Genomic DNA, 24,918 nt, shown 5'->3' with positions numbered 1-24,918 from the left:
GGGTTCGGCAGGTTTTTCAGGTATAGCCTGAATCCGCCCCTCTCTGCTTTAATTTAAAAATCCCGCCGCTGTCTGTTATCGCCCAATCTGTTGCCGCCGGGGCGTTATCAGGCGGTTTTGGCGGCTTTCATGCTGTCGATAAACTTATCGAACAGATAAGCCACATCGTGCGGGCCGGGGCTGGCTTCGGGGTGGCCTTGGAAGCTGAATGCGGGTCGGTCGGCCAGCTCGATGCCTTGCAGCGAGCCGTCGAACAGCGAGCGGTGGGTTACTTTAACGTGCGCCGGCAGGCTTTCGGCGTCCACTTCAAAGCCGTGGTTTTGGCTGGTAATCATCACTTTGCCGCCGGCCAAATCCTGCACCGGGTGGTTGGCGCCATGATGGCCGAATGCCATTTTGCGGGTTTTGCCGTCCACCGCCAGCCCCAACAATTGATGGCCCAGGCAGATGCCGAACAGCGGTTTTTTGCTTGCCAGCAATGTTTTCACGGCATCAATCGCGTAACTGCAAGGCTCGGGGTCGCCCGGGCCGTTGGAGAGAAACACACCATCGGGGTTTAAAGCCAATACATCGGCGGCAGGGGTTTGCGCCGGCACCACGGTTACGCGGCAGCCGCGTTCCGCCAGCATGCGCAGAATGGTGGTTTTGATGCCGAAATCGTAGGCAACAACGTGGTAAGGCTGTTCAGACGGCCTCACAAAGCCCCTGCCGAGCTGCCACATGCCTTCGCGCCATTCATAAGGCTCGGTGCAGCTCACTTCTTTGGCCAAATCTTTGCCCACCATGCTGCCGAACTCGGCAATCAGTTTGTGCGCCTTTTCTTCGGCGGCTTGCGCGCCGGTAAGAATCGCGCCCACCTGCGCGCCCTTGTCGCGCAGGATGCGGGTGAGGCGGCGGGTGTCGATATCGGCAATCGCCACGGTTTTATTGCTCACCAAATAATCTTGCAGGCTTTCGCTGCTGCGGAAATTGCTGTGCAAGAGCGACAGGTCGCGGATAATCAGCCCGGCGGCATACACGGCGCGGCTTTCCGCATCTTCGCCGTTGGCACCGGTGTTGCCGACGTGCGGGTAGGTGAGGGTAACGATTTGTTTGCAGTAGGAGGGGTCGGTAAGGATTTCCTGATAACCGGTCATCGAAGTGTTGAACACCACTTCGCCGGAAGTCGTGCCGTGAAATCCCACCGAGGTGCCGTGAAACACGCTGCCGTCGGCGAGCACTAAAATTGCGGGTGTGGTCATGATGGGTATCCTGTGAGGGCCGGGCTATGAAGCAGCACAAGGCCGTCTGAAAGAATCCGGCTAAAAAAAAACACGCCGCACGGTTTTTAAAAACCGTGTTACGTGCCTTTCAGGGCATAACTCTATGCTGTAGAAGCAAGATATTTTAAGCGAAATGACGCACGGGCTCAAGCAGAAATAAAACGTTGCCGGCCGGCAAGTGCACCCGCCGTTTCAAAAACAGATTGACAGTATCTTGTCAATCTGTTGCATTTTAAGAGAATTTCATGCCTCTCTCTGCTCTAAAAAATGCAAAAAAACCAATCGGCATGATAAAATCACTCGCATTTCCATACAAAAATTACATTCAGTATCCCGCATCAGCTGTTCAAGCTTTTTCGGACGATTATGAAAGACTGCACATTATGAAAAAAACACCTTTGCGATTCTGCACAACAGTTCGCCCGATGATTTACAGCTTATCTTCGGCTTTTGCATTATTGGCAACCGGAACGGCATCTGCAAATTTTGCCGATACGCCCATCCGTCTTCAAAACAAAACCGAAATTCGAGGCGGAGCGGGTAAGGTAAAGCCGAATGTCATGCTGTTTGTCGATGACTCGGGCAGTATGGAGTACCCTCCCCGCAACGTGCAATCACCGGCAGTTTGGCCCGAACGCAGCCGTATGTCTATTGCAAAAGAGGCCTTGACTTCCGTCGTCGGCAAATACCAATCGTAAATCAATTGGAACATACAGACTCTGAACAATAACAACTCGGTAAATATGTCTGCCTATACCGATGATTGGCAATCCGTTATTAAAACAATCAATAAAATGTCATCTAAGGGCGGGACGCCCACAACACGTCGGTTTTACGAGCTGTCGAAAGTTGTCAGAAACAATACCCGATACAGGTGTCAAAAAAACTTTATTCTGCTGATGTCCGACGGCGATGCAAATTTAAGCTGTTCATGGACCAATTCCTTAATTTTCAATTTTTCCGGCGATGATTATTTTGGCCGGCCTCCTGCCGTAGGGCAATGTGTCAGAAAAATAGATGGAAATTTCCATTCTTTTTGGGATAGAAACACAGGACTGTCATTTTTCAGCCAAACTTTGGCCACCAAAGATTTTAAAACAAGCGGCACAGACAACACAGGCAAAAGTTGGAACGGAGATCCCGCAGATCCCAAAGGCTCTGATGGGCAAAGCCAGTATGCAAAACAAATCGCAGAAACATTCACTATCGGTTTTGGCGAGGGATTAACTGATGCCGGCAAGGAATACCTTAAAAAAGGTGCAGCCGGAAGCACGACCCGCAAACCTACGGATAAAATATTTTTCAATGCCCGAAATGCAGACGAACTGGTTAATGCAATCGGCGAAATCTTCGACAACATTGAGCACAACAACCAGAATAATTCACAAGAAAGCGTCGGCACGGCTGCCCCTGCCGTAACAGGCAACGGAACCGATAAAGAACCGAGAGCGGCTCTGTCGGTATATGTCGACCCGCAAACATGGAGCAGTCAATTGCGTTTCTATGAACTGGCACAAGACGGGTCATTTAAAAACAGCTTTAAACTGCCCTCTTTTGCCGGGCGCAAAACGCTTATCAACACGGGAATGCCCAACGGTGTTTTTTGGGCAGATACGCTTAACGGCAGTAATACGGATTTCGGTATTTCAAGCACTACAGCAGACGAATGGAAAAACGCGCTGATACCGTGGACCGTACGCGGAAACAAGGCCGATTCCGTGATTAAGGCCGAGGCTGCCAACAATCGATACAGCCAAACCTATCGTGACCGCAATTTTGATAATTCAGGCAATCCGGTGAGCGGCAAGCGCGATTTGGGCGATATTTTAGACAGCGGCATCGCCACTATCGGTAAAACCGTTAATGGCCGCCAAGAATTTTTATTAACTGCCGCCAACGACGGCATGGTGCATCTGTTTCAAAGCAGCAGCGATGCCAACCACCCGTATAGCCTGAAACTCAGCTACATCCCTGCGGGGATGGAACGCGACAGCGGCAACGGCGGTGAAACTTTGGGCAAGACTCTGAAAGAACTCGCCGTTGAAGGCTATGGAGCGTCCACCCCGCACCGCTATATGGTTAACGGCGGATTTGTCGTGCGCCAAACGCCTGCCCCCGCAGGTGAGGTTAAAGGCCAGCAAACAGTCATGTTTGGTGCCATGGGTCAGGGCGGGCGCGGTGCTTATGCGTTGAATGTCGGCGGAACCAACCGCAAAAGCGGCACGGCAATCGGCTTGAATGCCGCCGACAGAAGCTGGAACACCCAAGTGCCTTTATTTGAAACTGAAAAAGGCGCAAACAATACATTGGGCTACACCATCGGTACGCCGCAAATCGGCCGCATTTCTATCCAACGCCCCGCCGCAGGCAGCCGAGAGGCCGTAAAAATCTCTGAAAATGTACGCTATGCAGCATTTCTTGCCAGTGGCTACCGCAAACAGGATATCAATGATGCTGCCAACGAAACCGCCCTCTATGTTTACGATTTACTGGGACAGGAAGCCGCAACGGGAGAAGTAAAAGGAGCCAAGGCAGGCGATCTGATCAAGAAAATCCCAGTTCCAAACGGCGTAGGCGGATTATCCAGCCCCACCCTGTTGGACACCGATTTCGACGGCATTACCGATGTGGCCTATGCAGGCGATTACGGCGGCAATATGTACCGCTTTGATCTGCGCGGAGAAAAACCCGGCAACTGGAAAGTTGAACGTATCTACGCCGGTTCGGCATCCCAACCGATTACCGCCGCCCCTGCCGTTTCCCGCCAATCTCTCAATAAATATGTAGTCATTTTCGGAACGGGCAGCGACATATACCAAAGCGATGCCGCCAGCAAAGCCCAGCAGGCAATTTTCGGCATTTTCGATGATTTGACCCCGTCTGAAACAAATACTGCCACAACAAAAGCAGTAGCAACTGCCGGCGATTTGTTACAACAAACATTAACTGCAAAAACGATTGAAGGTAAACAATACCGCTTTTTAACAAACAACCTGATAAAGCCTGAACATAAAGGCTGGAAAATCGATTTAGGCGCAACCGACGGCGAACGTGTTGTTGTAAAACCCACTATGATTTTGCGCAGCGCGTTTGTAAATACCCGCATTTACAAAACCACCCAAACTATTAATTCGACAGACGATGTATGTATTCCCGAAACTACTGAAACCAAAACGGAAAGCAGCAACTGGGATCTCATTATGCATGCCGACACCGGCGGCGCACTGTCAAAGGCCCATGCACATATCCGATACTTGAAGCAAGACGGCACGCCCATTTTGAACAACGGCTTTTTTGCAAACGGGCAAATGCACAGCGGTATTGACGGCACTACTTACGTTAACACAGCCCAACATGCCGCCAACACCCCTGTTACACTTGACGGCGATAATGGCGGCTCAGGAACCGATGGCCTGTTAAGCACAAACAACCCCATCCCTAGGAACCAATGCTTTACCGGCAAAGGCGACCATTTTATTGTGAAAGGTAGCGGTAATAGTTTTGCAGTCGATGGCCGCAACTGCGGCATACGACGCATCAGCTGGAGAGAAATCTTCTAAACTCATACTTATCAAATGATGAGATGCAGCTATTGACAATACGGTATAGTTTTCATATTATGCGCACTCTTCCGGGTCGTTAGCTCAGCTGGTAGAGCAGCGGACTTTTAATCCGTTGGTCGAAGGTTCGAATCCTTCACGACCCACCAAGTTTTCCAAGCCTAAACAAGTGTTTAGGCTTTTTTCTTTGCTGCCGCCTATTTTGTGGTGTGCCAAATTTGTGCCATGATTCAGGCCGACACCGTCCAATAATGCGGCATGTTCGTATAAGTGTTCGGGCGCAAGATGGGCATACTGCTGCACCATGCTCACGCTCTCCCATCCGCCCATTTCCTGCAAAGCAGCGAGCAGAACACCGGTCTGAACCAGCCAGCTTGCCTATGTGTGGCGCAGGTCGTGCCAGCGGAAATCTTCGATGCCGACCGCTTCCAACGCCTTTTTCCACGGCTTCTGTATGTCGCGCACCGGCTGCCCGCGCCTGTTGACAAACACATAGTCGGGATGTTTTCCGCGTTGTTTGAATAAAACGGATAATGCCGCATCGTTCAGTGCCACACCTAAGGCATGGCCTGATTTGGTTTCGTCATGATGCAGCCATGCGACTTTGCGTTCCAGGTCGATTTGCTTCCATTTGAGATTCAATACGTTGGATTTGCGCAAGCCCGTGTTCAGGCTGAATACTGCCATCTCGGCGATATAGTCGGGCAGTGCCGCAACCAGCTTTTCCGCTTCATCGGGTCTGAGCCAGCGGACGCGCCGTTTGCTCTCTTTATATCTTGCCAACTTTGGCGCGGAATCCAAATAACCCCAATCTCTGACGCATTTGTTGAGCAATGCTTGGACAAACGAGAGATAGCGGTTTTTGGTGGCATTGCTGCCTTTAATCTTGGCGATTTCGGCCATAATCAGGCTTTTGTTCAGTTGGTGCAGATACAGCCCCCTGAAGGCAGTAAGCCTGCGGATTTTGGTTTCATCGTCGATCAGGCTCTTTTTGTCGCGCCGTTCTTGAAGCCAGCGCAGGCAGGCTTCATCCCACAGTATTTTGGGCTTTTCGGCAAAGTGCTTTACCCGCCACAGGTCGTATTTCAGTTTATCGTGATACTCTTGTGCCTCCTTTTCACATTTTGTTCCAGTCGAGCATCTAATGCGCTTACCGTCCGGCGAATAGATATCGGCATACCATATGCCGTTGTTGCGTTTGTAAATCGGCATTGTTCTTCACTCCTGTTTCCGAGCGATGCCTGCACGGCATCATTTTCCGAATCATGCAGAAAAGCGTCAAGGGCAGGCTGGGTAATGCAGTATTTCCGCCCGGGCTTTGAGGCGTTCAGACGGCCTGCGCGGATATGCTCCCGTATCGTTTCGGGATGGCATTTGCAGTAGGCCGCCGCTTCGGTTACATCGTAGGTTTTCACAGTGATGCTCCATATACGGTTTCATACACGGGGTAGGTGGCGGTTTTCAGAAACTCCGCCAGCTTTCTGACCGCCAAATGCCGTTTGATTTTCGGCTCGATTATCAGATAGTCTGCGGCAGAAACGTAAAAAAGCAGGCAGTGGAATCTGCCTGCTTCTGTCTGTACCGGTAACAGCCGGTAATGCGGGTAGCCGGTTTGGCGGCGGGGTGTATCCCGCAGAGACTTTGACGGTGCGGACGGCGGGGGCAGCTTCAATCAGCATCCGATTTCTCCCGTGTTTTTCCCTATCGTTATCACTTTTTTGATACTCCAACACATAAAAAACACGACATAATGACCCAACAATCAGACAGGCACCGGCGGTGCGCCATTCGCAATCTGCAACATGGCGCCACGCTTGGTGCGAAAAAGCAAAGACTGCGGCGGCAATTTGAAAAGAAAAGGAAAACAGACAGAACAGCATTGCCGCCAAGCCTGCCAACGATTCACCGGCTGCTTTTTCGATCATTTCCATTTCTTTTTTTAACGATTTGAGAAAAAACACCGGCAGCACAAAAGCCAAAACCAGCCTGCTCATTAAAGAAACAATATACCGGGCGCGGGTAAGAAAAGATTTGCCCCATGACGGCAAACTTCCGACCAAATGTAAAATACCCCGGCAAAAGAAATAAAAATTGGGGCTGTACTAGATAACTAGGGAAATTTAACTTCAGGTTAGAATAATCCCTATGAGAAAAAGTCGTTTAAGTCAGTACAAGCAAAACAAACTGATTGAACTATTTGTTGCAGGTGTTACCGCTCGCACAGCGGCGCAATTAGTTAGCGTCAATAAAAATACCGCTGCCTATTACTTCCACCGTTTGCGCTTACTTATCTATCACAACAGCCCGCATCTGGAAATGCTTGATGGTGAAGTAGAAGTTGATGAAAGCTATTTTGGCGGACAACGCAAAGGCAAACGTGGTCGCGGTGCGGCTGGCAAAGTGGCTGTATTCGGGCTTTTGAAGCGTAATGGTAAGGTTTACACCGTTGCCGTACCCAATACACAAACTGCGACTTTATTGCCAATTATCCGCGAGCAAGTGAAGCCTGACAGCATTGTTTATACCGATTGTTACAAAAGTTATGACGTTCTTGATGTGAGCGAATTTTCACATTTTCGGATCAATCACAGCACACATTTTGCTGAGCGACAAAATCACATTAACGGAATTGAGAACTTTTGGAACCAAGCAAAACGCCATTTACGCAAGTTTAACGGCATTCCCAAAGAGCATTTTGAACTGTATTTGAAAGAGTGTGAATGGCGTTTTAACAACAGTGAGATAAAATTTCAAATTTCTATTTTAAAACAATTAGTAAAGCAGGATTTGTTCTAGTTATCTAGGACAGCCCCTAAAAATTTTTTCTTAATTCATCCATTACTATCCTCCTAATCACTCTTTAAGTGCCGGCAAAGTAATGCAGCCGCCAAAGACAAGTACCAAGGTCAGCATTCATTATTAGAAAGATTTTCCATAACAAAATAACCGAACAGGATTGAGGATAAAACCAACCACAAAACGTCTAAGAAAGAATTCCATTGGAGAACCCTCAAGTTACCAATAAAACGAACAGCATCATCAATACCAAAACCGCCGCAAATGCAATTGCCGGCAGCTTTTTCAGACGGCCTAAAAAGGCCTCGTTGGCCTCGGCGGTATCTTTGGCAATACGGGCGGATACCGCTGCATCAATACGCGGCTCCGCCTCTTGGGCTCGGCTGCCGGCGTGTTGCGCCAATTCGGCCGGCAACTGCTCGCGGTATTTTTCCAGCTTCGCCGCCGCGTCCGTGATGTTTTGCTCGTGCGTGCTTATGCGCTCGTAAAAAGCCCCGCTTATTTCGGTTTGACGGGCGGCGTGTTCGGAGAAGGCTTCGTTGAACATCCGCTGCTGCATCAACAGCACCGCCATCACCGGGTCGTCTGTGCCGATGCGGATACCGGCGCGGGTTTGCGGGTGGGCATTGAGCATGACGGCTGTCCTTTCTGACTATCAGACAATCAACGGTTAAAAAATTGTTGGGGTAAACAAAGGCCGTCTGGAACGGTTTTTTAGCTCTGCAGAAACCGGTTTCTTTTCGGAAACGGCGTTTTCAGACGGCCTTAACCCCGTGGTTGTTCTTCAAAAAAAGCGGCAAACCGCTCTTTAAAACCGGCGGCTTCTTTTCCAATATCGATTCCAAGCTCTCCAATCAGCGGCGAATCGTCCAAATACCATTGGAACGTTTGCAGATATCGTTCCACAACCTTCTGCGCTGTGAACACGTCTGAAAAATCATTGTGATTCAGATTGAAAATCCCGCTTCCCGAGCGCACATAAAAATCGGCTCTGTTGGTGAAATGTTCTGCGGTTTCGGCCGCTTTGTCCCGCACTTTGCGGTTTCGTTTTTATCCGGCACCATTTCACAGATTTGTTTAGGTTGGGTATTCATAGTTTTATCCTCCGTTTTGCATATAAAAAAGCCCGCTTGTTTGAAGCGGGCGGGATTGGTGTTGCGGCCGTCTGAAATCAGTCGGGCAGAAAATCGTTGTTGAGAACATCGACAATACTCCAAACGGGCGATTCGGGGAAAACAGACTCTTCCAAATCGGTTTCTTTTACGGCAGAGGTAACGCCATACTTCCAAACTTTCGCAAAAAAAGCATCTTGATTGATTTTTCCCCTTAAGCTGGGGGATTCGTCAAAAAGATCGCTCACCCTTGATCTTTGTTCTTTAATAGTCGCTTTCCAGGAGTTGCCCCGCCGCTCCGGCTGGAACTTCCATTTCAGCAGATGGCAGATTAAAACCTGCAAACGGCTTTCCAAAGCCCGCTGCTCGCTTTTGCCCATATCTTCGATTTCCTCGGCCAAGTTTCTAAAGTCGATTTTGTCCACCAAACCGGCGCGCAGCAGCCCTGCCTGTTCGGCGGCCCATGCGGCAAAATCGGTGTCGTAAGAAGTCGTCATCTTTCACTCCTTATTAATCAGCAGTTCCATACCGCCCAATCATAGCATATTTATAAAAATCAACGGGCTTACGGCTTTATCCGGTTGGCTTGGCCCGTCATAAAAACAACCGTTGTTACATTCACGGCGCAATCCGTGTAAAACAACGGTACCTACACGGAAACCCGCTTGTGCAAACGGGCCTGGGTCCGGGTACAGACCGTAAGACGGTGTGCGGGACCGTCTTATAAAGAGTGTGCATCACCGGCACACCAAAGGGCACTCAGCCCTGAATCTGCCTGCAAAGAGGCCGCCTCAAAAAAATCAAACTGCAGTTTGGAGCTTGTCCGCAGATTATCGCTCCTGCATCGGGATACGCCCCGATTGTTTATACGTTCGACAACCGCCTGTTACCGGACGCTGCTGCGCTCCCCGGATGAGCGGTTTTTCTTTTGGTGGCGTGTTGAATGCCGTCCGTAACCGTTTGTGCGGTTTACCCAAAGGCTTGAAGCCTTTTCTGCGTGTGCCGTGTTGTTTCCGGGCGAAGCCTGCATATGCTTTTTAAAATCGGGAACGACAGGGTTCCGAAGGCCGGTTGCTACGATTCGAGTTGTTAAAGAACTTTGATATATCTTCAGGGTAATTGCTTTGCTAATGGCTACCCACGGCTTGGATTTTAAGATAACTTAAATTTTAACTCAAGTATTATGTTAAGTTTAATTAAAATTTAAACTTGACATATTGATATTCAATAATATAAATATTTTTAGTTGATTCAGAAAACCATTTGATATATATTGAATATATATCCAAAAAATGAAAGGAGATTGAAATGGCTCAATTTATAATGAATGTACCAGACGCAGAAAAAGAAGCATTTATGGAAGCTGCCCGCTTATCTGATCGCAATGCCTCCCAGTTGGTGCGGGAATTTATGCGCGATTTTATCGAGCGTCAGCGATATGAGGCTTATGTCCGCGCCGAAGTCGAGAAAGGGTTGACCGATATTGCTGCCGGACGGGTGTTTGAGCATTCGGAAGTTTGTAAAAAAATAGAAGACAAATTTGCCCGATGGGCTGCCGAGGAGGCGTCTGAGTGAAAATCATTTGGTCAGGGCAGGCATCTGGGCAGTTGGACAAGTTATTGGATGCCCGAAAAGATTTTGCAGGTATGTATTCCGCACAAAAAGCTTTTCAGGAGATTGAGCGGCTGTTGGATTTGGCCGCTTCGCAACCGTACATGGGCAAGCCGGGTATGATTGAAAACACCCGCGAGCTTTATCCGTTGCGCTACCGCATCGTTTACACGGTATCAGAAAAACACCTGACCGTTGTTGCTGTACTACCCCAATGGCAAAAATGGCCAGATGAGTAAATTAAATTAGATTCATAATCTGCAATTGTCAAAAGGCCGTCTGAAATTTCAGACGGCCTTATCTGTTAGCGCTTCCTTCTGTAGATTCTATGTTCAACTAAAGTACCGATAATTTTAATTTTGGCTTCACTTGATGAAATTACCGGATAATCTGAATCAAGTGGTCGAAGGCTGAATTTATCAAGATTGTCAATCCTGTACTTTCTAAACAGAATATCGTTTCCAACTTGCGCCAGTACAAACTCCCCCGGATCGGGATTTTCTAAAGGATCGATGATAATAACATCTCCGTCTGAAAATGCAGGTCTCATTGAATCATCTTTGAGTTTAAGAGCAAAGGTGGATGTCGAACTTTGAATATCAGTCATGATGTACTCTCCTGTTATTGATATAAGAGGATGAGCCACATCAAACTCTCGGATATCTTCATAGCGCAAGATGGGAATTTGTACAGCAAAAACATTTGGAATTATTTTGACATTCGTAGATCCCCCATCTTCACCTTTTAGCAACCACCCAAAATCACAACCAAATAAAGTTGACAGCTCATACAGATTCTCTGCATTTGGTTTGGTTGTATTTGACTCCCATTGTGAAATGGCAACGTGTGATACATCTTTCAGCTTTCTTGCCAAATCTTGCTGAGTCAAATTCCTCTCTTTTCGCATTTTTCGGATTCGCTCTCCGATAGTTTTCGCTTCCACAATTCATTCCATCTTAAATTTCTCTAATTTAAGTTATCTTAACTCATATTGATTTAAGTATTCTTTACACCTATAATTTAAGCAAACTTAAACAAAGAAATACCCATATATGCGAACAAGAAATGTTATTGCCTTTTACGGAACAAAAATAGCGGTTGCAAGGGCTCTAGGTATCAGTCCATCGGCTGTAACACAATGGCAGGAAATGGTTCCGGAAAAGCAAGCTTATCGAATCCAAATACTTACTGGCGGTAAATTGAAAATGAACCCACGCTTATATCAGACAGTACGGGTTCAAAAAGTAAAAGAGTACAAGTAATACAAATGCTCATCGCCGACCTGCGCCCGCACCTTTCCGACAAATTCGTCCAAATCTATGACGAATTTATGCCCCTTTGCGGGCACGATTTTCAGGCGGCGGCATTTCTGGGCAATCTGTTTTGGTGGTCGGACGTGGCCGACAAAGAACCCAAAAAATGCGGCTGGATTTATAAAACCGCCGCCCATCTGAAGCAAGAGCTAGGCTTAAAACGGCGCGGTTACGAAAAAGTGCGCCGCATTCTGCTGAACCTGGGCTTGGTGCAATACCGGCGCGGCGGCGTGCACGGCAAGATGCACTGGTATCTGAACCGCGAAGTGCTGTTGGCCAAGCTCTGTGAATTAAGGGGCATACCCGTTCCTGCCGCCGACAGCCGTCATCACCACGACCGCGACAATTTCCGCCTGCCGAAATTTATCCCGCTCGATTTGTGGCACGCCTATTTGGATATGCGCGCGCAAGCCGGCAAAAAAGCAGGAAACGGCGCGAAAAAAGCCGCCGTAAAACAACTGGCCAAATTTCACAACCAAAATCTCGATCTGCGCCCGATTATGGAGGCGAGTATTCTCAAAGGCTGGCTGGTTTTTTTTCCCGCCCGACCGCAAACCCAACGGCAGGCCGTCTGAAGCCGATCTCAAAGCCCAACAGCAGAAAGTGTTGCGCGAACTGGCAGCATTGGCTGCCGAGCGCGAAAAACCGGCCAAGCCGCCGCCCGACAAGCCCGACAAGGCGGCGATCGAAAAACTGCGGCAGGCCGTTCTCAAAAATGCCGGCATCAGCCCCGAAAAAACCCACCGCGCCATAAGGCCGCCGCCCCGGTTTCGGCGGTTTTCACCGTTGAGATACCGAAACGGCCGCTGTTTTGATGCCCCGATAGCCGTTTTGGGCGTTTGAAGCCGTCTGAAACCCCGTTTTTCCGTTTTCAGACGGCCTGTTTGGGATGTTTGAAAAACCTTGCCAAATCATGTCTTTGTACATGACGGACAAAGTACAGCGCACAAAACGCCGAAGTGCTTTGTCCGCCGAAGCCGTTTTCTATACAGAGAGCACCGCAGAGGCCATCTGCAAATACCTTAAGGCCGTGCGGCCTGATGCTTTTTTGGGCAATTTGATTTTTTATGGGCAGATAGGCGTTTGGGTGTTTTGAGCAGAGAGATATGCACGTTTTTTGTGGATAAGCGGGGTTTGACATAAATTAATTTATGTAATAACATTGTTATTACATTCATAGCAATAACTGGAAGTCCCGCCATGAAAACTGTGATTAGAAAAATGGGCAATTCTCAGGGGGTAATTATTCCCAAAACCCTTATAAATCAGCTTGGCTTTAATGATTGTGTTGAAATGTCCGTTGTGGACGGCACTATTGTTTTGAGCAAACCCAAACCTACCGTGCGCAACGGTTGGGCAGCGGCGGCTGAAGATTTGGTACGACACGGAGAAGACGGTTTGGCTTGGGAAAACTTCCGGGAAGATGAGGTTGCAGAGTGGCAATGGTAAAGCGTGGTGAAGTGTTTTGGGTTCAATTAGATCCGACCGTGGGCAGCGAAATACAGAAGACGCGACCGTGTGTAATTGTTTCACCGTCTGAAATACACGATCATTTGAAAACAGTCATCATTGCGCCGCTCACTTCTGCCGGGCGCCCGGCTCCTTTTCGTGTTCCGGTAACATTTGGAGGTAAAGACGGATTGGTTTTGTTGGATCAAATCCGCGTTGTCGATAAACGCCGGTTGGTCAAGTCAATGGGACATTTGAGCGATGCGGTGCTGTTCGATATTTTGTCTGTACTCCAAGAAATTTTTATGGAATAACCCGCTAGCAGGTTTTGAGGCCGTCTGAAAAATTCAGACGGCTTTTTGCCGTTAGCAGCCCCGGGCATTTAAGATTCGCCGTTTTCGGCAGAGCCGAACAGTTCGTTATCGGAGGGGGGCGGACCCCATTGGAATTTTCTCGGTTTGCCGGCTTCATCCGGATCTTTTTGCGGCGTATTCCCGGCAGTACTGCCGGTTTCGGCAGGAGCCGGTTTCACGGATTGTTTCCGAACACCGGCGGTAGGCTTGGGTTTGTTTTGCCGGCTGCGGATAAACCAGTTTAGTGTCGTCATGCCCACGGTAATACCGTTCAGTTTCAGAAACTCCAAAATCTGCTGCTGCGTATAACCTTTGGATTTCAGCAGTAAAATATCTTCACGGTACGGCTCCAATTTCGAGCTTCTGCCGTTTTTCTGATGGGTTTTAATAAACTCGGCGGCCGATATTTTAGGCATATCACTCCTATCTAATTTTTATCTGATTAAATTTAATAAAATCTTATTTTTATCTAAAAATTATAAAATATATATCTAATAAAGTCTAATTCTTTTAATCCATCATCTGATTTTAATCTAAGTTTATTCAATATCAATTGTTTAAACATCTATTTATATCTATCTGTAACTAACATTACCTAAGCATCCTAATGTTACTGTCTCCTCCACGCGTACCCACCCCTGAAAAAAACGTCAAATCTCCACTAAAAAACCTATTTTAAAGCTAGACGCAGGATAGGCGGGAGCCGACAAAGCGACCCCGCCGAAATTCCGCCCAACAGGCGGAAACGCCGCCAAGCGGCTGTCCCGTCAACAACCATCGGGGGCGGTAGCCGCCGCGTTGTTTCGTGATGTCTAAATTTCAAAGCGCCCAAAGTCCAGACCAAGACGAGTGTCTTTGCACGTCTTCCACCTTTTCCACCACGCCGCAGAGGGCGCACCGGACAAAGATGAAAGCCGCACAAAGCCAGTCTGGACTTTGGGCGCTTTGAAATTTTTAACGACATCACAACACGGCGGCTACCGCCCCCGATGGTTGTGTGTTGTTAATTATTTCGCATGAAAGGAATGACTATGGGATTGGACATGTACGGCTATACCATGCGCGCAGAGTTTGCGGGCGAGCGGCAAACCGATGTGATGCCGGCCACCGAAGAAGAGCGCGAACAAGCGCAGCTTGCCGATATTGCCTATTGGCGCAAGTTCAACCACCTGCACGGGTGGATGGAAAAGCTGTATCGGGAAAAAGGCGGGGTTGAGGTGTTTAACTGCCGCACCGTCAGGCTGGAGCTTGACGACTTGGAACGGTTGGAGCGGGCTTTGGCAAACAACGAATTGGAATATACGCCGGGCTGTTTCTTCGGCGGGAAGGAGATTTACCCCGAAGATATCACGGAAACCGAGAAATTCATTGCCGCCGCCCGCGCGGCTTTGGCTAACGGTTTGGCCGTCTTTTACGACAGTTGGTGGTAGGGATTTGTAACCCTGATTCAGACGGCCTTGAGGCCGTCTGAACAACGATAAAGGAAAGACGGAATGGAAAATATCCACCATGAATTAATCAAGGGGTTCCAATCTTTCGGTGCGGCTTTCCGTGTAGCAGACGTACTCAGAGATTTTATCGAGTTGGCCGCCGTTGCCTTAATCAACCGATACGCATTTGATGCGGAGTGGGAGCAAAGGGAAAACCGCTATCACGAAATACGCAAAAAATACCCCGCAGCGGATTTTTGCCGCTTTCCCGAAATGCTGGGCATGTTGATGCTTGCCGTTAATAAGGCGCAGCAGCAGGGGGCATTTGATGACGTGTCAGGCCGTCTGTATATGGATTTGGGGTTGGGCAACGACAGCAGCGGGCAGTATTTCACCCCGTATTGTGTCAGCAGGCTAATGGCCGCCATTGTGAATCAGGACTTGGATGAAAAACTGAAAACCGAACCGTTTGTCAGCGTTTTGGAACCGGCCTGAGGCAGCGGCGCCAACCTGATTGCATTTGCCGGGCAGGTGCGGGAGGCGGGTTACACCCCCGCGCGGCACATGGCAGCGGTAGGCGCGGACATCGATATTTTATGCGTGCAGATGTGTTTCATTCAATGCCAACTGTACCGCATACCCGCAAAAATCGTACACGGCAACAGCTTAACCCGCGAGTTTTGGTCGGCGTGGTGTACTTCAGATTGGATTTCGGGCGGCTTCGGCCGGGCGATGGCGGAAAAAATCGCATCCGAACGCGGCGGAGAAACAGCGGCGGCCGTGCCGGCCGAACCCATCACGCTTGAACAACAGCTTGTTTTGTTTTGACGGTTTCAGACGGCCTGAAGGCCGTCTGAAAAAACCAATGAAAGGAAAAATATGCAATGCCGCTTTATTTACGGCCGCAACGGCCGCCGCCTGATGGTAGCTGAAATGGACGATGAATTGGACAACATCAACTGCACCGATGAAGATTTGGACTGTTTGGGCGAATATTACCGCGATATGACCGTTATCTTTGATGTTGACCGCTATATCCGTCTGCATACGCTTTTGCACGGCATAACCGCCGAAGACCGCCGCTCACTCAAGGTTTATATGGATGCCGTTATACGCAGTCAAAGCGGCTCGTTTGTTCATGCGCTGTTGGGGTGCTGTTTGGAAATTTATTGGTACGGCTGTACGGATGTTGAGGCGCATTGGTTTTGGCAGGATACCAACATTGATTTTAATGTGGCTTTGATATTCCCGCCCGAATTTTACGCCGACCCCGCCGCATGGTTTGAGCGGGAAATTGCAGCAAAGGGCATTCAAAATGATGAAGAAAGCGGGGTGTGAAATGAATCATGCACACGATAGGGCAGAGCGGATAGTTTCCCTGACAGAAAAACTCGAGCCGAAAGAGATACGGGAAGTTTTTATGACGTTATGGCGGAGTTCGGACGGTTTAAACGAGGGCTTGACGGCAGACGACTGCATAGAAATTTTTGCTTCGGCCTTAAAGGGCAGTTCGGATTTTACCTACGATTTGCTGAAAGATACCTTTGACGATTACGATGTGGGCACCATCACGGAAACATTCGCCTTACTGCCGCGCGAAGCGTATGAGCAACTGTTTTCCGAGTGTCTGAAAGAGGAAATTCCAGACGTGGCAGAGTTGGATACAGAAGCAATGACCAACCTTTTGAGCTGGCAAAATGTGGGGAGTTTGGACGTGATTTTGCTGAATGTTGCGAAAGAGGAACAGTTTTCACTGTGCTTTGATGGTAAATATATTTACAAAATAGATAAATATGGTAAAGAAATTCAAACTTTAGCTGATGATTTTAAGAAAAAATATATCGGCAGCCGATGGAAGATAGCCACAGTCATTGCCCGCTGACCGCATTCATGCCGTCCGAAACCATTTCGGACGGCATGAAAAACTTTTTTGAAAGCATAAAACCACCCCGCAGCAGCCCCGTTTCCGGCTCACAGGTTCGCCCAAAACGGCCCCACACCCCCAAGCCGGACTTGACCATGCCGGCCGCTCCGATACCTTCGGCCATCTCCGCCACCGGCAAGTCCAAGCCCGACTTGCCCCCTCCTGCGGGAGGATTGTTGTTATTACCAACACTTTGTTTATTGAAGCATATGAAGTGAAGAAAGCTGCCTGAAGCGGTTTGGCAGCTTTCAACGTTCGGGTTCGGAGCCGTCCAATGACGGATGCCGCTCTCGAATCTGGGCCAGCAAACTTCCATACAGATTAATCGGTGCCTGCATCTGTTCGACAGGAGAAAGCCCTTTGATAATGTCTTCTCCCGCCTGAACAACTTGTTTTTGGGCAGCGGAAAGCAGGTGGGCATTCGCCCGGAAGTCGGTTTGGATTTTTTCAAGAAGGCGGCTGTTACGGTGCAGTTCGTTGTCGATGGCCGCACCGGGCATCTGCCCGATGTGGATGCGGTCGTCAAAAATCAAACCCTCCCTGCTGTACACCCTGAAGTGGTCGGCTTTGCCGGATGCAAACACGGTATCGGCGTTTTTCGGCAGCAGTTTTACAACTAAATCATGGTGTTCTTTTGGTGTGGCGCGGGGTGTTTCCCCCAAATCTTCCATATATTTGTAGCGTTCGATGGTGCTTTGCCAGCTCACTTCGGCAGGGGCGGTTTGGATATAGACGGCCGTTTCATATCCGTGGGCACGCATTTGGTCTAAGGTGCCCATCGGTACTTCAGCGGTGCGGAATGTGCCTTCGACGCTGATGTTGTAGCCTTCGGATAACGCTTTGGCTATTACTTTTTCCGTCATCGCGCCAGAAAATGCAGCAGTATGTTTGGGGGCATCTTTGCCGTATTTGGCTTGGATTTCGTCAAAATCGGGGTGGTAGCGGCGGAATTCATCGCCGTTTACCACTAACAGATTACCACCAAGCTCCGCATTGATTTTACGGACAAGGTTGGATTTTCCTGCGCCGGGCTGCCCGCCCAGCACGAATCCTTTAGGCAAAGAAGAGCTGGCTTTCGGAAATCAGGTCGTCCCAAATCATTTCAAATGCAACCGTTTCCCGTGCGGGCATCATTTACGCGACCGCCTCCAGTTTTGGCAACGCCGAATATTTTTGATGGAGAGCGTTACATTCATCTGCCACAGCCTCAAAGTTTATGCTTTCGGGAGCCGAAGCATAAAGGAAACGGCGTAGCGAAACGATTCTGTCTTGGTCTGCGGAACGCTTTCCGGTGCGCGGGGTTTTGCGGGCAATCAAAGCCTGCACCGACGCCACACGTTCGATCAGTGCGTCTTTTTGCATCAAGGTGCACATAACTGGTTCTCCTGTTGCAAAGTTTTACGGGCGCTGATTATACCATATACGACTAATCTGTTGAAAATGATACGCTTTGCATCTGCCAAAAACAAAAAAGCCCTGCCGCAGCACATGGGATGATGTGCTGCGGCCGTCTGAAAGCCGCTTCGATGCGTCCGCGCACGGCTTCGGTGCCGGCCAGTTGGTGCAGGTCGTTGAAGTCGCTGGGCAGGTTCGGCCCGTTGGTGTTCTGATAAGCCTGAATCTGCGTCATCGTGAATTCGGGCTGCACCGCCACGGCATGGCCGCCGAACCATGCCGCCGCCTGCCGCGCCTTGTGAATGCCGGTTTGCGATGCGTCGTTGTCCGCCGCCAGCACCACCGGCACACCGGCAGGCAGGTTTTGCGCCAGCCGCTCCGACACCGCCACCATATTGCCGGCGTTAAACGCCACAATCACGGGCTTGCCCGTTGCCTGATGGATACTGGCGGCAGTAGCGTAGCCCTCTGCAATCACCAGGCCGTCTGAAAGCTGCCCGGCGTTGCCTACCACGGCGTAACCGCCTTTAACCTGCCCGCCGGAGAGGAAACGCTTATGCCCGTCTTGGTTGATGGACTGCACATTGACGATTTCGCCGCCGTAATACAGCGGCACCACCAAATTATCGTCGCCGCGGTAACGGTTCTGCCGCAATCCGGCAACAGCCGCCGCCGAGGTGATGCCTTTGGCCGCCAGGTAGGGATGGTCTGCACGGGCGGGGGCGGAGCGGTTCCAAATCCCCCGTGCCGTTTCTTTCGCTTTGGCCTGTGCCTCGGCCTGTGCCTGCTCTTCGGCCTGCCGCCGCGCAGCCAGTTCGGCAGCCCGCACCGCCTGCTGTTCGGGTGTCGGCGGCGTGTAGGGTTGGGACGGGGTATAACCGTTTCGGCGCGCATGGTAAAACAATGTGGAGATATGGACGCGGCCGGGCTTGAACGACTTCCAAGCGGTTTTGGCATCGCGGGCATTGTAGTTGTCGGCACTTTGAGACCAGTTATCCCAAAGATTGAAACCGTCCTCGCCCATTTCGTCTTTCAGGGCGGCACCGACCTGTATCCAGGTGTCGCGGTCATGGGAGTCGATATGGCTTAAAGCGTTGCGGATTTCGTTGTAGTTGCTCATGGTTTACGTCTCCTTAAATGGTTAATATACTTGATATAAATATGTATCTGAAAAAGGATTAGATATGAGTAAAAACAGTGAATTTGAAGTTGCCTTGGTTCTCATCGCTGCCGCAATCATTTTGTGCGGCATTTATTTTTTCTCCAATATGATGGGATTGGATGTTGAAACCGGCTCAAAATTACTGCTTAATCTTTTCTTATGGGTTACTGTTTTTGGTGTTGCCTTTGATTTAAATCGCTCATGGTTTTTACTGCCGATTGCGGCGGTGGCTTTATGGGTGTGTTTTTTCCCGGCATTAAATTATTGGTCAGCAAATAGTTTTCCGTCTTTTTCCAGTATTCATCACGGTAAAGTCATGTGGTATGCAACATGGTGGTTTAAATTACCCGTTACACTCGGACTCGGTACCCTGGGGACACTGGTTGCAATGATGATGAGGGAAAGCTAAATAAACTACTCTGGGCGGTTGTAGTGTATTGCCATCAAAATCAGGCACAGTATTAATCCGATAGTGCCTATGTAGAATAAGACTGCTGTAACTATAGGCAAAATGGCGTAGGAATGAGTGATATTTTCTGTTAATTCCCTGCACATGGATAAAACGACAAAAAGTCCTAAATAGCGGTACAAATAAGAAAAAAGACGGAAGCGTATTTCCGTCTTTTTTAATTCTTTCACATACCCTCTTAAATTCCCGATTTTGATCGGATTAACATTTTCTGAGTAAAACACATCCGTCCAGCAAAACCATTCTCTGAGTTTTCCTTTCATCAGCAAAGGAGCAAATCGGATAACAACAGCCAATGCAAAGCCAAAAGCCATCAGCTTTTCTCCAAAATCTGCCGGAACATTGCCCCCTGAAGGAGGATGCAGGGAAAAGAGCAAGGAACCGAACAAAACAGATATAGACAGGGAAGCGTGAAAGTCGAGATATTTTGATTTTTTCATGGATCGAGGTATAAGGCTTTATAAATAAATTGGCCGTCTGAAAACGGGAAAGGTGTTTTCAGACGGCCTGATAAGTATGCGCAAAAGGAGGGACAAAACCTCAGTCGGCCAGATAGTCTTCCGCCTTGATGCCGCGCCGTTTCAACAGATATTTGACGGATTCAAAGCCTTCCTCATCGGTGTGCCGTTTAAACGCTTTCAAAACTTTGCGGATATGCCCGGGCGGGCTGTAGGGCGGTAAGGCATTGTCGAGCCAAATGCGGAGCATAAGCTCGTCATTATCCAGTTTGGACTTGGGCAGGCTGTCGGTTCGCTTGATTTTTTCTGCAAACAACTCTTCCGGGGTAAAAATTTCGTTAATCATTGCGCCATAGCGCTTTTCCATTTCCCGGGAAAAATATTAGGGGCTGAAGTAGATTATCCCTAAATTCCACACCAATCTTGCGGGATTTTAAGCTGCTCAGACGGTGTACCGAAGTTAAACCGAAACCCGCATTCTTTCAAGAATAGGGGAAAAGACTTTCGGTCGATTCCGTTGTATTTGCGTAGCAAGCGCTTGGCCTGATTCCAAAAATTCTCAATACCGTTGATGTGGTTCTGACGGTCGGCAAACGCTTTGGAATGGTTGATACGGTGATGGATAAAACCGCTGACATTCAGCGTCTCGTAGCTGCTCAGGCTGTCTGTATAAACAATACTGTCCGGCATGATTTTCTGTTTGATTACAGGCATCAAGGTGTCTGATTCGGCATTGTTTGCAACCACCGTATAGACTTTGTCGTTCCGTTTCATAATACCGAAAACCACTACCTTTCCTACCGCCCCGCGTCTGCGCTGTCCTTTGCGCCGTCTGTCGAAACAGCTTTCATCAATTTCTACTCCGCCCTCAAGCATTTCCAAATGCGGGCTGTTGTGGAAGCTAAGTAAGCGCAGAGCTGAAAATAATAGGCGGCAGTGTCTTTGTTTACACCAGCCGGTTCGGCAGTCCGTGCTGTAACGCCTGCTGCACACAGTTCGATGAGTTTGTTTTGTCTGTAGTGGCTTAAACGGCTTTGGCTTTGGAAGGGAATTAATAGTTCATTTCGTGTTCGGGGTATCGCTCCATGTACGCAGAGCAGCTAAATCACTGCAGTATAGTCATATCTCATTATTGTTTAAAATAAACTTGACATTGTTCCAGTTTAGATAATCTATCCAGCGTATATCTGTGGTAGGCTAATGATGCGGCTGGAGTCTTTACTCTTAAGCTGCTGATAGTCATTTGACATTTTAAAACTCCTATTGCTCATCATAAGAATCTTCCAACTGAATGCTTCTCAACAGTGGATATGTTATCTGACTGTATGCTGCTGCATGGTTTGGAGTTTTTGGTAGCAAAAAAGCGGGCAATCTGTAAGGATTGCCCGAAATACCTCAAATCAGAGATTTACGCTTCACAAACAATACAGGCTTGCGCCTGCACTTTATCCGCACAGCTCAACTCTATGCAGATAAAGAAGTCGGTTTCAGACGGCCTTTCGTTGAGGCCGTCTGAAACGGTCTCTTACGAGAATTGGTTCATGGTGTTGTCTTTCCCACCCGCCTTCAGGGCGGCTTCACCGGCAAAGTATTCTTTGTGGTTGTCGCCGATATCGGAGCCGGCCATGTTTTGGTGTTTCACAGTGGCGATGCCTTGGCGGATTTCTTCACGCTGCACGCCTTTCACATAGGCCAGCATGCCTTGATCGGCAAAATAGCCTTTGGCCAGATTGTCGGTGGAGAGGGCTGCGGTGTGGTAGGTGGGCAGGGTAATCAGGTGGTGGAAGATGCCGGCTTGAGCAGACGCATCTTTTTGGAAGGTGCGGATGCGTTCATCGGCCTCTTTGGCCAAATCGGTGTCATCGTAATCCACGCTCATCAGTTTGGCGCGGTCATAGGCCGATATGTCTTTTCCGGTCTCCTGCCAGGCATCGAACACTTGTTGGCGGAAGTTCAGCGTCCAGTTGAACGAGGGGCTGTTGTTATATACCAGCTTGGCGTTCGGAATGGTTTCGCGGATTTTATCCACCATTTCTTTAATTTGGCCGATGTGTGGTTTTTCGGTTTCAATCCACAGCAAGTCGGCACCGTTTTGCAGCGAGGTTACGCAGTCGAGCACAACACGGTCAATGCCGGTGCCTTTGCGGAACTGGAACAGGTTGCTCGGCAGGCGTACGGGTTTGATGGTTTTGCCGTTGGTGTTCACAATCACATCGCCCGGTTTGATTTGGCTCAGATCGGTGATTTCTTCGCCGTCCAAGAAGCTGTTGTATTGGTCGCCCAAATCGCCCGGCTGCAATGAGTAGGCAATCTGTTTGGTTAGGCCGGCGCCCAAAGAGTCGGTACGGGCGACAATCACGCCATCGTCCACGCCCAACTCCAAGAATGCGTAGCGGACGGCGTTGATTTTCGCCAAGAAATCAACGTGCGGAACGGTTACTTTGCCGTCTTGGTGGCCGCATTGTTTTTCATCGGAAACTTGGTTTTCGATTTGGATACAGCAGGCACCCGCCTCGATCATTTTTTTAGCTAAGAGATAGGTGGCCTCGGCGTTGCCGAAACCGGCATCGATATCGGCGATAATCGGCACGATGTGGGTTTCGAAGTTATCGATCTGATTTTGGACTTCCTGCTCTTTGGCTTTGTCGCCGGCGGCGCGGGCGGCATCCAGTGCGGTAAACAGCAGGTCGAGTTCGCGGGCATCGGCTTGTTTCAGGAAAGTGTAAAGCTCTTCAATCAAAGCCGGAACGCTGGTTTTTTCATGCATGGATTGGTCGGGCAGCGGGCCGAATTCGGAACGCATACCGGCCACCATCCAGCCGGAGAGATACAGGTAGCGTTTGTTGGTGGTTTTTTGGTGTTTCTTAATAGAAATCAGTTTTTGCTGCCCGACAAAACCGTGCCAGCAGCCGAGCGATTGGGTGTAGTTTGCGGGGTCGGCATCGTATTCGGCCATGTCGCGGCGCATAATGGCGGCGGTGTATTTGGCGATATCCAAGCCTGTTTTGAAGCGGTTTTGCAGCCGCATACGCGCAACATATTCCGGGGTAATCGCGCTCCAGCCCGAACCCATCTGTTGTTTCAGATCCGCGGCTTCTTTGATTTCGCTTTGGTAATTTGCCATCTCTATTAACTCCTTTGTTCTCGCTTGATTTTTGGAATACCGTTTACACGTTATTGATTTCGTGTAGTGGGATGTAGTTTGAATTTACCTGTTTTTTTCCGCTTTGCCAAGCCCTTGTTGCAAAGTTTTTGATTTTTATGCGGGTTTTGAGAAGTTGACAGTTGGTGTTTTTGGAACTTTATGGCTGTTGTTTGGCAGTTTTTTATATTTTTTTGGGGAAATCTGCTGTTTTTTGGATATTTATTATCGGGGTTTGGGGTGTCGCATGATGGTTTTCTAGCAATGGCAATAGTGTAGTGGTTTGAATTTCAGAGGTTTATTTTGGGCGGTGTTGTTGCCGTACGGTATCGGTTATGCCGAAAGCTTGATAGGTAGCGGTATGTAATCCGGTGTTTGGCGATAAAAAATGCCGCCTTTCTTTAATACGTTATTAAGAAAGGCGGTTTGTATTGTTTGTATTATTTAGAGGCCGTCTGAAACATTTACAATTAACTGTAAAAAACTAACTGTAAAAACCCGGCTCGCCTTCCGGGCGGGTTTTGAAGCGTTTGTGCAGCCAGAAATATTGCTCCGGGTGTTCGCGTGTGCGTGCTTCGATGAAGTCGTTCATGCGCTGGGTGTCGGATTCTGCGCTTTCGGTGGGAAAGTTTTCCCAGGCGGGATAAAAACGCAGTGTTACGGTATTGTCGGCTTCGCGGATGGGAATGGCGGGAATAACTTTGGCGCCGGTTAGGCCTGAAATGCGGCCCAAACCGGCAATGGTGGCGGTGGGAATGCCGAAAAAGTTAACGAAAATCGAATCGTTGCGGCCGAAATCTTGGTCGGGCAGATAAAGAAAAGGGGCGCCGCTTTTGCGGATTTGTTTGATGATGGCCCGCAATCCTTCGTTGCGGCCGATGAGAAATACGTTGTTGTAGCGGTGGCGGCCTTTGAGAATCTGCTCGTCCACCGCCCGGTTTTTCTGGTGGGAATACATGCTGGTAAGCGGCACGTCTTGGTTGAGGGTATAAACCGCCATTTCGAATGCGGTGAAATGGGGGTAGAGCAGAATCACTTTTTCGCTTGCGGCAAGCGCATTGTCGAGATGGTGTTTGTTTTGGTAACGCACGAAGCGGCGCAGGCGTTCGGCAGGGGCATACCAATAGAGGCCGTATTCGAGCATCAGCTTGGCCATGTGTTGGAAATGGTGCTTTAACACGGAGGTGCGCTTGCTTTCGCTCCATTCGGGAAAGCATTTCTGCAAATTGATTTCGCCTACCCTGCGGCGCGGTTTGACGGCATAATAGGCCAGTAAGCCGATAAAGTCGGCCAGCTTGTGAATGGCGCGAAACGGCAGCAGTTGGATTAAATATAAAATAAAGAAGGCGAATTTCATGTTTAGGCTGTCGGGTTGGGTGGGGGTGTATCCGTATTATAGTGGTGAACGTTGTGTTTTTATATTTTTATCAAAACAAACCGTTTCGGGCGGATAGGTGTGATAACCCACCTGCTCCAAATAGC

At 49.1% G+C, this 24,918-nt stretch carries 32 protein-coding genes, 1 tRNA gene and 2 pseudogenes; 17 read left to right on the top strand and 18 right to left on the bottom strand.

Annotation, left to right across the window (positions count from 1 at the left end):
* Positions 1–107 precede the first annotated feature (107 nt).
* Positions 108–1,241, bottom strand: a complete 1,134-nt coding sequence (carA, locus tag H7A79_RS10890) for a glutamine-hydrolyzing carbamoyl-phosphate synthase small subunit (protein ID WP_187000251.1) — start codon at positions 1,239–1,241, stop codon at positions 108–110.
* Between the two features lie 266 nt (positions 1,242–1,507).
* Between carA and H7A79_RS10885 the strand changes: the two genes are divergently transcribed.
* The 3 genes from H7A79_RS10885 (at position 1,508) to H7A79_RS10875 (ending at position 4,971) form a co-directional block, all read left to right on the top strand.
* Positions 1,508–1,960 (top strand): vWA domain-containing protein, encoded by a 453-nt coding sequence (locus H7A79_RS10885; RefSeq protein ID WP_246407899.1) that lies wholly within the window; start codon positions 1,508–1,510, stop codon positions 1,958–1,960.
* 378 nt (positions 1,961–2,338) lie between these two features.
* Entirely contained in the window at positions 2,339–4,822 is a 2,484-nt protein-coding gene (pilC, locus tag H7A79_RS10880; protein ID WP_246407897.1) for a PilC family type IV pilus tip adhesin, read from the top strand.
* A 73-nt stretch (positions 4,823–4,895) separates the two neighbouring features.
* A tRNA-Lys gene (locus tag H7A79_RS10875) sits at positions 4,896–4,971 on the top strand.
* A 181-nt stretch (positions 4,972–5,152) separates the two neighbouring features.
* On the opposite strand, the pseudogene H7A79_RS15245 reads toward H7A79_RS10875, so the two are convergent.
* From H7A79_RS15245 to H7A79_RS10860, 3 genes and pseudogenes are all read right to left on the bottom strand, one after another.
* A pseudogene (locus H7A79_RS15245) lies at positions 5,153–5,992 on the bottom strand (site-specific integrase); the annotation flags it as partial.
* Positions 5,908–6,237 (bottom strand): helix-turn-helix domain-containing protein, encoded by a 330-nt coding sequence (locus H7A79_RS10865; protein ID WP_187000250.1) that lies wholly within the window; start codon positions 6,235–6,237, stop codon positions 5,908–5,910. The pseudogene H7A79_RS15245 and the gene H7A79_RS10865, both read right to left, overlap by 85 nt.
* Positions 6,238–6,258: 21 nt before the next feature.
* The gene (locus H7A79_RS10860; RefSeq protein WP_246407831.1) at positions 6,259–6,801 is read right to left on the bottom strand and encodes a hypothetical protein; all 543 of its coding nucleotides are present in this window, start codon (positions 6,799–6,801) and stop codon (positions 6,259–6,261) included.
* A 166-nt stretch (positions 6,802–6,967) separates the two neighbouring features.
* Here H7A79_RS10860 and H7A79_RS10855 point away from each other — a divergent pair, with 166 nt between their 5' ends.
* Positions 6,968–7,618 carry an IS1595 family transposase gene (locus tag H7A79_RS10855; RefSeq protein ID WP_186999880.1) on the top strand — a complete coding sequence of 217 codons (651 nt, stop codon included), beginning with the start codon at positions 6,968–6,970 and terminating at the stop codon, positions 7,616–7,618.
* A gap of 214 nt (positions 7,619–7,832) precedes the next feature.
* Here the strand turns inward: H7A79_RS10855 and H7A79_RS10850 are convergent, their stop codons facing one another.
* The 3 genes from H7A79_RS10850 to H7A79_RS10840 form a co-directional block, all read right to left on the bottom strand.
* A complete protein-coding gene (locus H7A79_RS10850; RefSeq protein WP_187000249.1) occupies positions 7,833–8,252 on the bottom strand; it encodes a hypothetical protein in 420 nt (139 codons plus the stop codon).
* 131 nt (positions 8,253–8,383) lie between these two features.
* A complete protein-coding gene (locus H7A79_RS10845; RefSeq protein WP_187000248.1) occupies positions 8,384–8,653 on the bottom strand; it encodes a hypothetical protein in 270 nt (89 codons plus the stop codon).
* A 136-nt stretch (positions 8,654–8,789) separates the two neighbouring features.
* Positions 8,790–9,227 (bottom strand): DUF29 domain-containing protein, encoded by a 438-nt coding sequence (locus H7A79_RS10840; RefSeq protein WP_187000247.1) that lies wholly within the window; start codon positions 9,225–9,227, stop codon positions 8,790–8,792.
* Positions 9,228–10,038: 811 nt separating this feature from the next.
* Here H7A79_RS10840 and H7A79_RS10835 point away from each other — a divergent pair.
* Positions 10,039–10,305, top strand: a complete 267-nt coding sequence (locus H7A79_RS10835) for a hypothetical protein (protein WP_135037392.1) — start codon at positions 10,039–10,041, stop codon at positions 10,303–10,305.
* A 32-nt stretch (positions 10,306–10,337) separates the two neighbouring features.
* Positions 10,338–10,580: a type II toxin-antitoxin system RelE/ParE family toxin gene (locus H7A79_RS10830; RefSeq protein WP_187000246.1), complete on the top strand. Its 243-nt coding sequence runs from the start codon at positions 10,338–10,340 to the stop codon at positions 10,578–10,580.
* Between the two features lie 65 nt (positions 10,581–10,645).
* Here the strand turns inward: H7A79_RS10830 and H7A79_RS10825 are convergent, their stop codons facing one another.
* Positions 10,646–11,284, bottom strand: coding sequence for a LexA family protein (locus H7A79_RS10825; RefSeq protein WP_135037386.1), 639 nt, complete (start codon positions 11,282–11,284; stop codon positions 10,646–10,648).
* A 109-nt stretch (positions 11,285–11,393) separates the two neighbouring features.
* On the opposite strand from H7A79_RS10825, the gene H7A79_RS10820 reads away from it, so the two are divergent.
* The 5 genes from H7A79_RS10820 (at position 11,394) to H7A79_RS10800 (ending at position 13,417) form a co-directional block, all read left to right on the top strand.
* Positions 11,394–11,603 (top strand): Cro/CI family transcriptional regulator, encoded by a 210-nt coding sequence (locus H7A79_RS10820; protein ID WP_187000245.1) that lies wholly within the window; start codon positions 11,394–11,396, stop codon positions 11,601–11,603.
* A gap of 5 nt (positions 11,604–11,608) precedes the next feature.
* A complete protein-coding gene (locus tag H7A79_RS10815; RefSeq protein ID WP_246407893.1) occupies positions 11,609–12,229 on the top strand; it encodes a phage replication initiator YdaU family protein in 621 nt (206 codons plus the stop codon).
* Between the two features lie 31 nt (positions 12,230–12,260).
* Positions 12,261–12,497, top strand: a complete 237-nt coding sequence (locus H7A79_RS10810) for a hypothetical protein (RefSeq protein ID WP_246407890.1) — start codon at positions 12,261–12,263, stop codon at positions 12,495–12,497.
* A gap of 357 nt (positions 12,498–12,854) precedes the next feature.
* Positions 12,855–13,103 (top strand): AbrB/MazE/SpoVT family DNA-binding domain-containing protein, encoded by a 249-nt coding sequence (locus H7A79_RS10805; protein WP_187000244.1) that lies wholly within the window; start codon positions 12,855–12,857, stop codon positions 13,101–13,103.
* Positions 13,097–13,417, top strand: coding sequence for a type II toxin-antitoxin system PemK/MazF family toxin (locus tag H7A79_RS10800; RefSeq protein ID WP_135033485.1), 321 nt, complete (start codon positions 13,097–13,099; stop codon positions 13,415–13,417). The genes H7A79_RS10805 and H7A79_RS10800 overlap by 7 nt, the downstream gene beginning before the upstream one ends.
* Positions 13,418–13,485: 68 nt before the next feature.
* On the opposite strand, the gene H7A79_RS10795 is transcribed toward H7A79_RS10800, so the two are convergent.
* Positions 13,486–13,872, bottom strand: coding sequence for a hypothetical protein (locus H7A79_RS10795; protein ID WP_187000243.1), 387 nt, complete (start codon positions 13,870–13,872; stop codon positions 13,486–13,488).
* Positions 13,873–14,487: 615 nt separating this feature from the next.
* On the opposite strand from H7A79_RS10795, the gene H7A79_RS10790 reads away from it, so the two are divergent.
* The 5 genes from H7A79_RS10790 to H7A79_RS10770 all read left to right on the top strand — a co-directional run bounded on the left by H7A79_RS10790 (position 14,488) and on the right by H7A79_RS10770 (position 16,768).
* On the top strand, positions 14,488–14,886 hold the full coding sequence (locus H7A79_RS10790) for a phosphoglycerate kinase (RefSeq protein WP_187000242.1): 399 nt from the start codon (positions 14,488–14,490) through the stop codon (positions 14,884–14,886).
* A gap of 63 nt (positions 14,887–14,949) precedes the next feature.
* A complete protein-coding gene (locus tag H7A79_RS10785) occupies positions 14,950–15,381 on the top strand; it encodes a hypothetical protein (protein ID WP_246407888.1) in 432 nt (143 codons plus the stop codon).
* 36 nt (positions 15,382–15,417) lie between these two features.
* A complete protein-coding gene (locus H7A79_RS10780) occupies positions 15,418–15,714 on the top strand; it encodes a hypothetical protein (RefSeq protein ID WP_246407885.1) in 297 nt (98 codons plus the stop codon).
* 51 nt (positions 15,715–15,765) lie between these two features.
* The gene (locus tag H7A79_RS10775; RefSeq protein ID WP_187000241.1) at positions 15,766–16,224 is read left to right on the top strand and encodes a hypothetical protein; all 459 of its coding nucleotides are present in this window, start codon (positions 15,766–15,768) and stop codon (positions 16,222–16,224) included.
* Complete coding sequence (locus tag H7A79_RS10770; RefSeq protein WP_187000240.1) at positions 16,202–16,768, top strand: hypothetical protein; 567 nt, start codon at positions 16,202–16,204, stop codon at positions 16,766–16,768. Before H7A79_RS10775 ends, H7A79_RS10770 begins: the two co-directional genes overlap by 23 nt.
* Here the strand turns inward: H7A79_RS10770 and H7A79_RS10765 are convergent.
* From H7A79_RS10765 to H7A79_RS10750, 4 genes are all read right to left on the bottom strand, one after another.
* On the bottom strand, positions 16,755–16,934 hold the full coding sequence (locus H7A79_RS10765; protein ID WP_187000239.1) for a hypothetical protein: 180 nt from the start codon (positions 16,932–16,934) through the stop codon (positions 16,755–16,757). The genes H7A79_RS10770 and H7A79_RS10765 overlap by 14 nt on opposite strands.
* A gap of 124 nt (positions 16,935–17,058) precedes the next feature.
* A complete protein-coding gene (locus H7A79_RS10760) occupies positions 17,059–17,871 on the bottom strand; it encodes a zeta toxin family protein (RefSeq protein ID WP_246407883.1) in 813 nt (270 codons plus the stop codon).
* 73 nt (positions 17,872–17,944) lie between these two features.
* Positions 17,945–18,184 carry a hypothetical protein gene (locus H7A79_RS10755; protein ID WP_246407881.1) on the bottom strand — a complete coding sequence of 80 codons (240 nt, stop codon included), beginning with the start codon at positions 18,182–18,184 and terminating at the stop codon, positions 17,945–17,947.
* Between the two features lie 52 nt (positions 18,185–18,236).
* A complete protein-coding gene (locus H7A79_RS10750) occupies positions 18,237–19,325 on the bottom strand; it encodes a PriCT-2 domain-containing protein (protein ID WP_187000238.1) in 1,089 nt (362 codons plus the stop codon).
* A 64-nt stretch (positions 19,326–19,389) separates the two neighbouring features.
* Between H7A79_RS10750 and H7A79_RS10745 the strand changes: the two genes are divergently transcribed.
* On the top strand, positions 19,390–19,776 hold the full coding sequence (locus tag H7A79_RS10745) for a hypothetical protein (RefSeq protein WP_187000237.1): 387 nt from the start codon (positions 19,390–19,392) through the stop codon (positions 19,774–19,776).
* Positions 19,777–19,781: 5 nt separating this feature from the next.
* Here H7A79_RS10745 and H7A79_RS10740 read toward each other — a convergent pair whose 3' ends face one another.
* The 5 genes and pseudogenes from H7A79_RS10740 to H7A79_RS10720 all read right to left on the bottom strand — a co-directional run bounded on the left by H7A79_RS10740 (position 19,782) and on the right by H7A79_RS10720 (position 24,793).
* On the bottom strand, positions 19,782–20,276 hold the full coding sequence (locus tag H7A79_RS10740; protein ID WP_187000236.1) for a hypothetical protein: 495 nt from the start codon (positions 20,274–20,276) through the stop codon (positions 19,782–19,784).
* 100 nt (positions 20,277–20,376) lie between these two features.
* Positions 20,377–20,661, bottom strand: coding sequence for a hypothetical protein (locus H7A79_RS10735; RefSeq protein ID WP_187000235.1), 285 nt, complete (start codon positions 20,659–20,661; stop codon positions 20,377–20,379).
* A 38-nt stretch (positions 20,662–20,699) separates the two neighbouring features.
* Positions 20,700–21,346 (bottom strand): annotated as a pseudogene (locus H7A79_RS10730) (IS1595 family transposase).
* A 473-nt stretch (positions 21,347–21,819) separates the two neighbouring features.
* Entirely contained in the window at positions 21,820–23,418 is a 1,599-nt protein-coding gene (locus tag H7A79_RS10725) for an isocitrate lyase (protein WP_187000234.1), read from the bottom strand.
* A 502-nt stretch (positions 23,419–23,920) separates the two neighbouring features.
* Positions 23,921–24,793, bottom strand: a complete 873-nt coding sequence (locus tag H7A79_RS10720; RefSeq protein WP_187000233.1) for a lipid A biosynthesis lauroyl acyltransferase — start codon at positions 24,791–24,793, stop codon at positions 23,921–23,923.
* Positions 24,794–24,918: the final 125 nt, after the last annotated feature.

Source organism: Neisseria musculi, assembly GCF_014297595.2.
Taxonomy (GTDB): Bacteria; Pseudomonadota; Gammaproteobacteria; order Burkholderiales; family Neisseriaceae; genus Neisseria; species Neisseria musculi.
The sequence above is the reverse complement of the archived record's forward strand: the minus strand, read 5'-3'. Positions and strand labels throughout refer to the sequence as shown.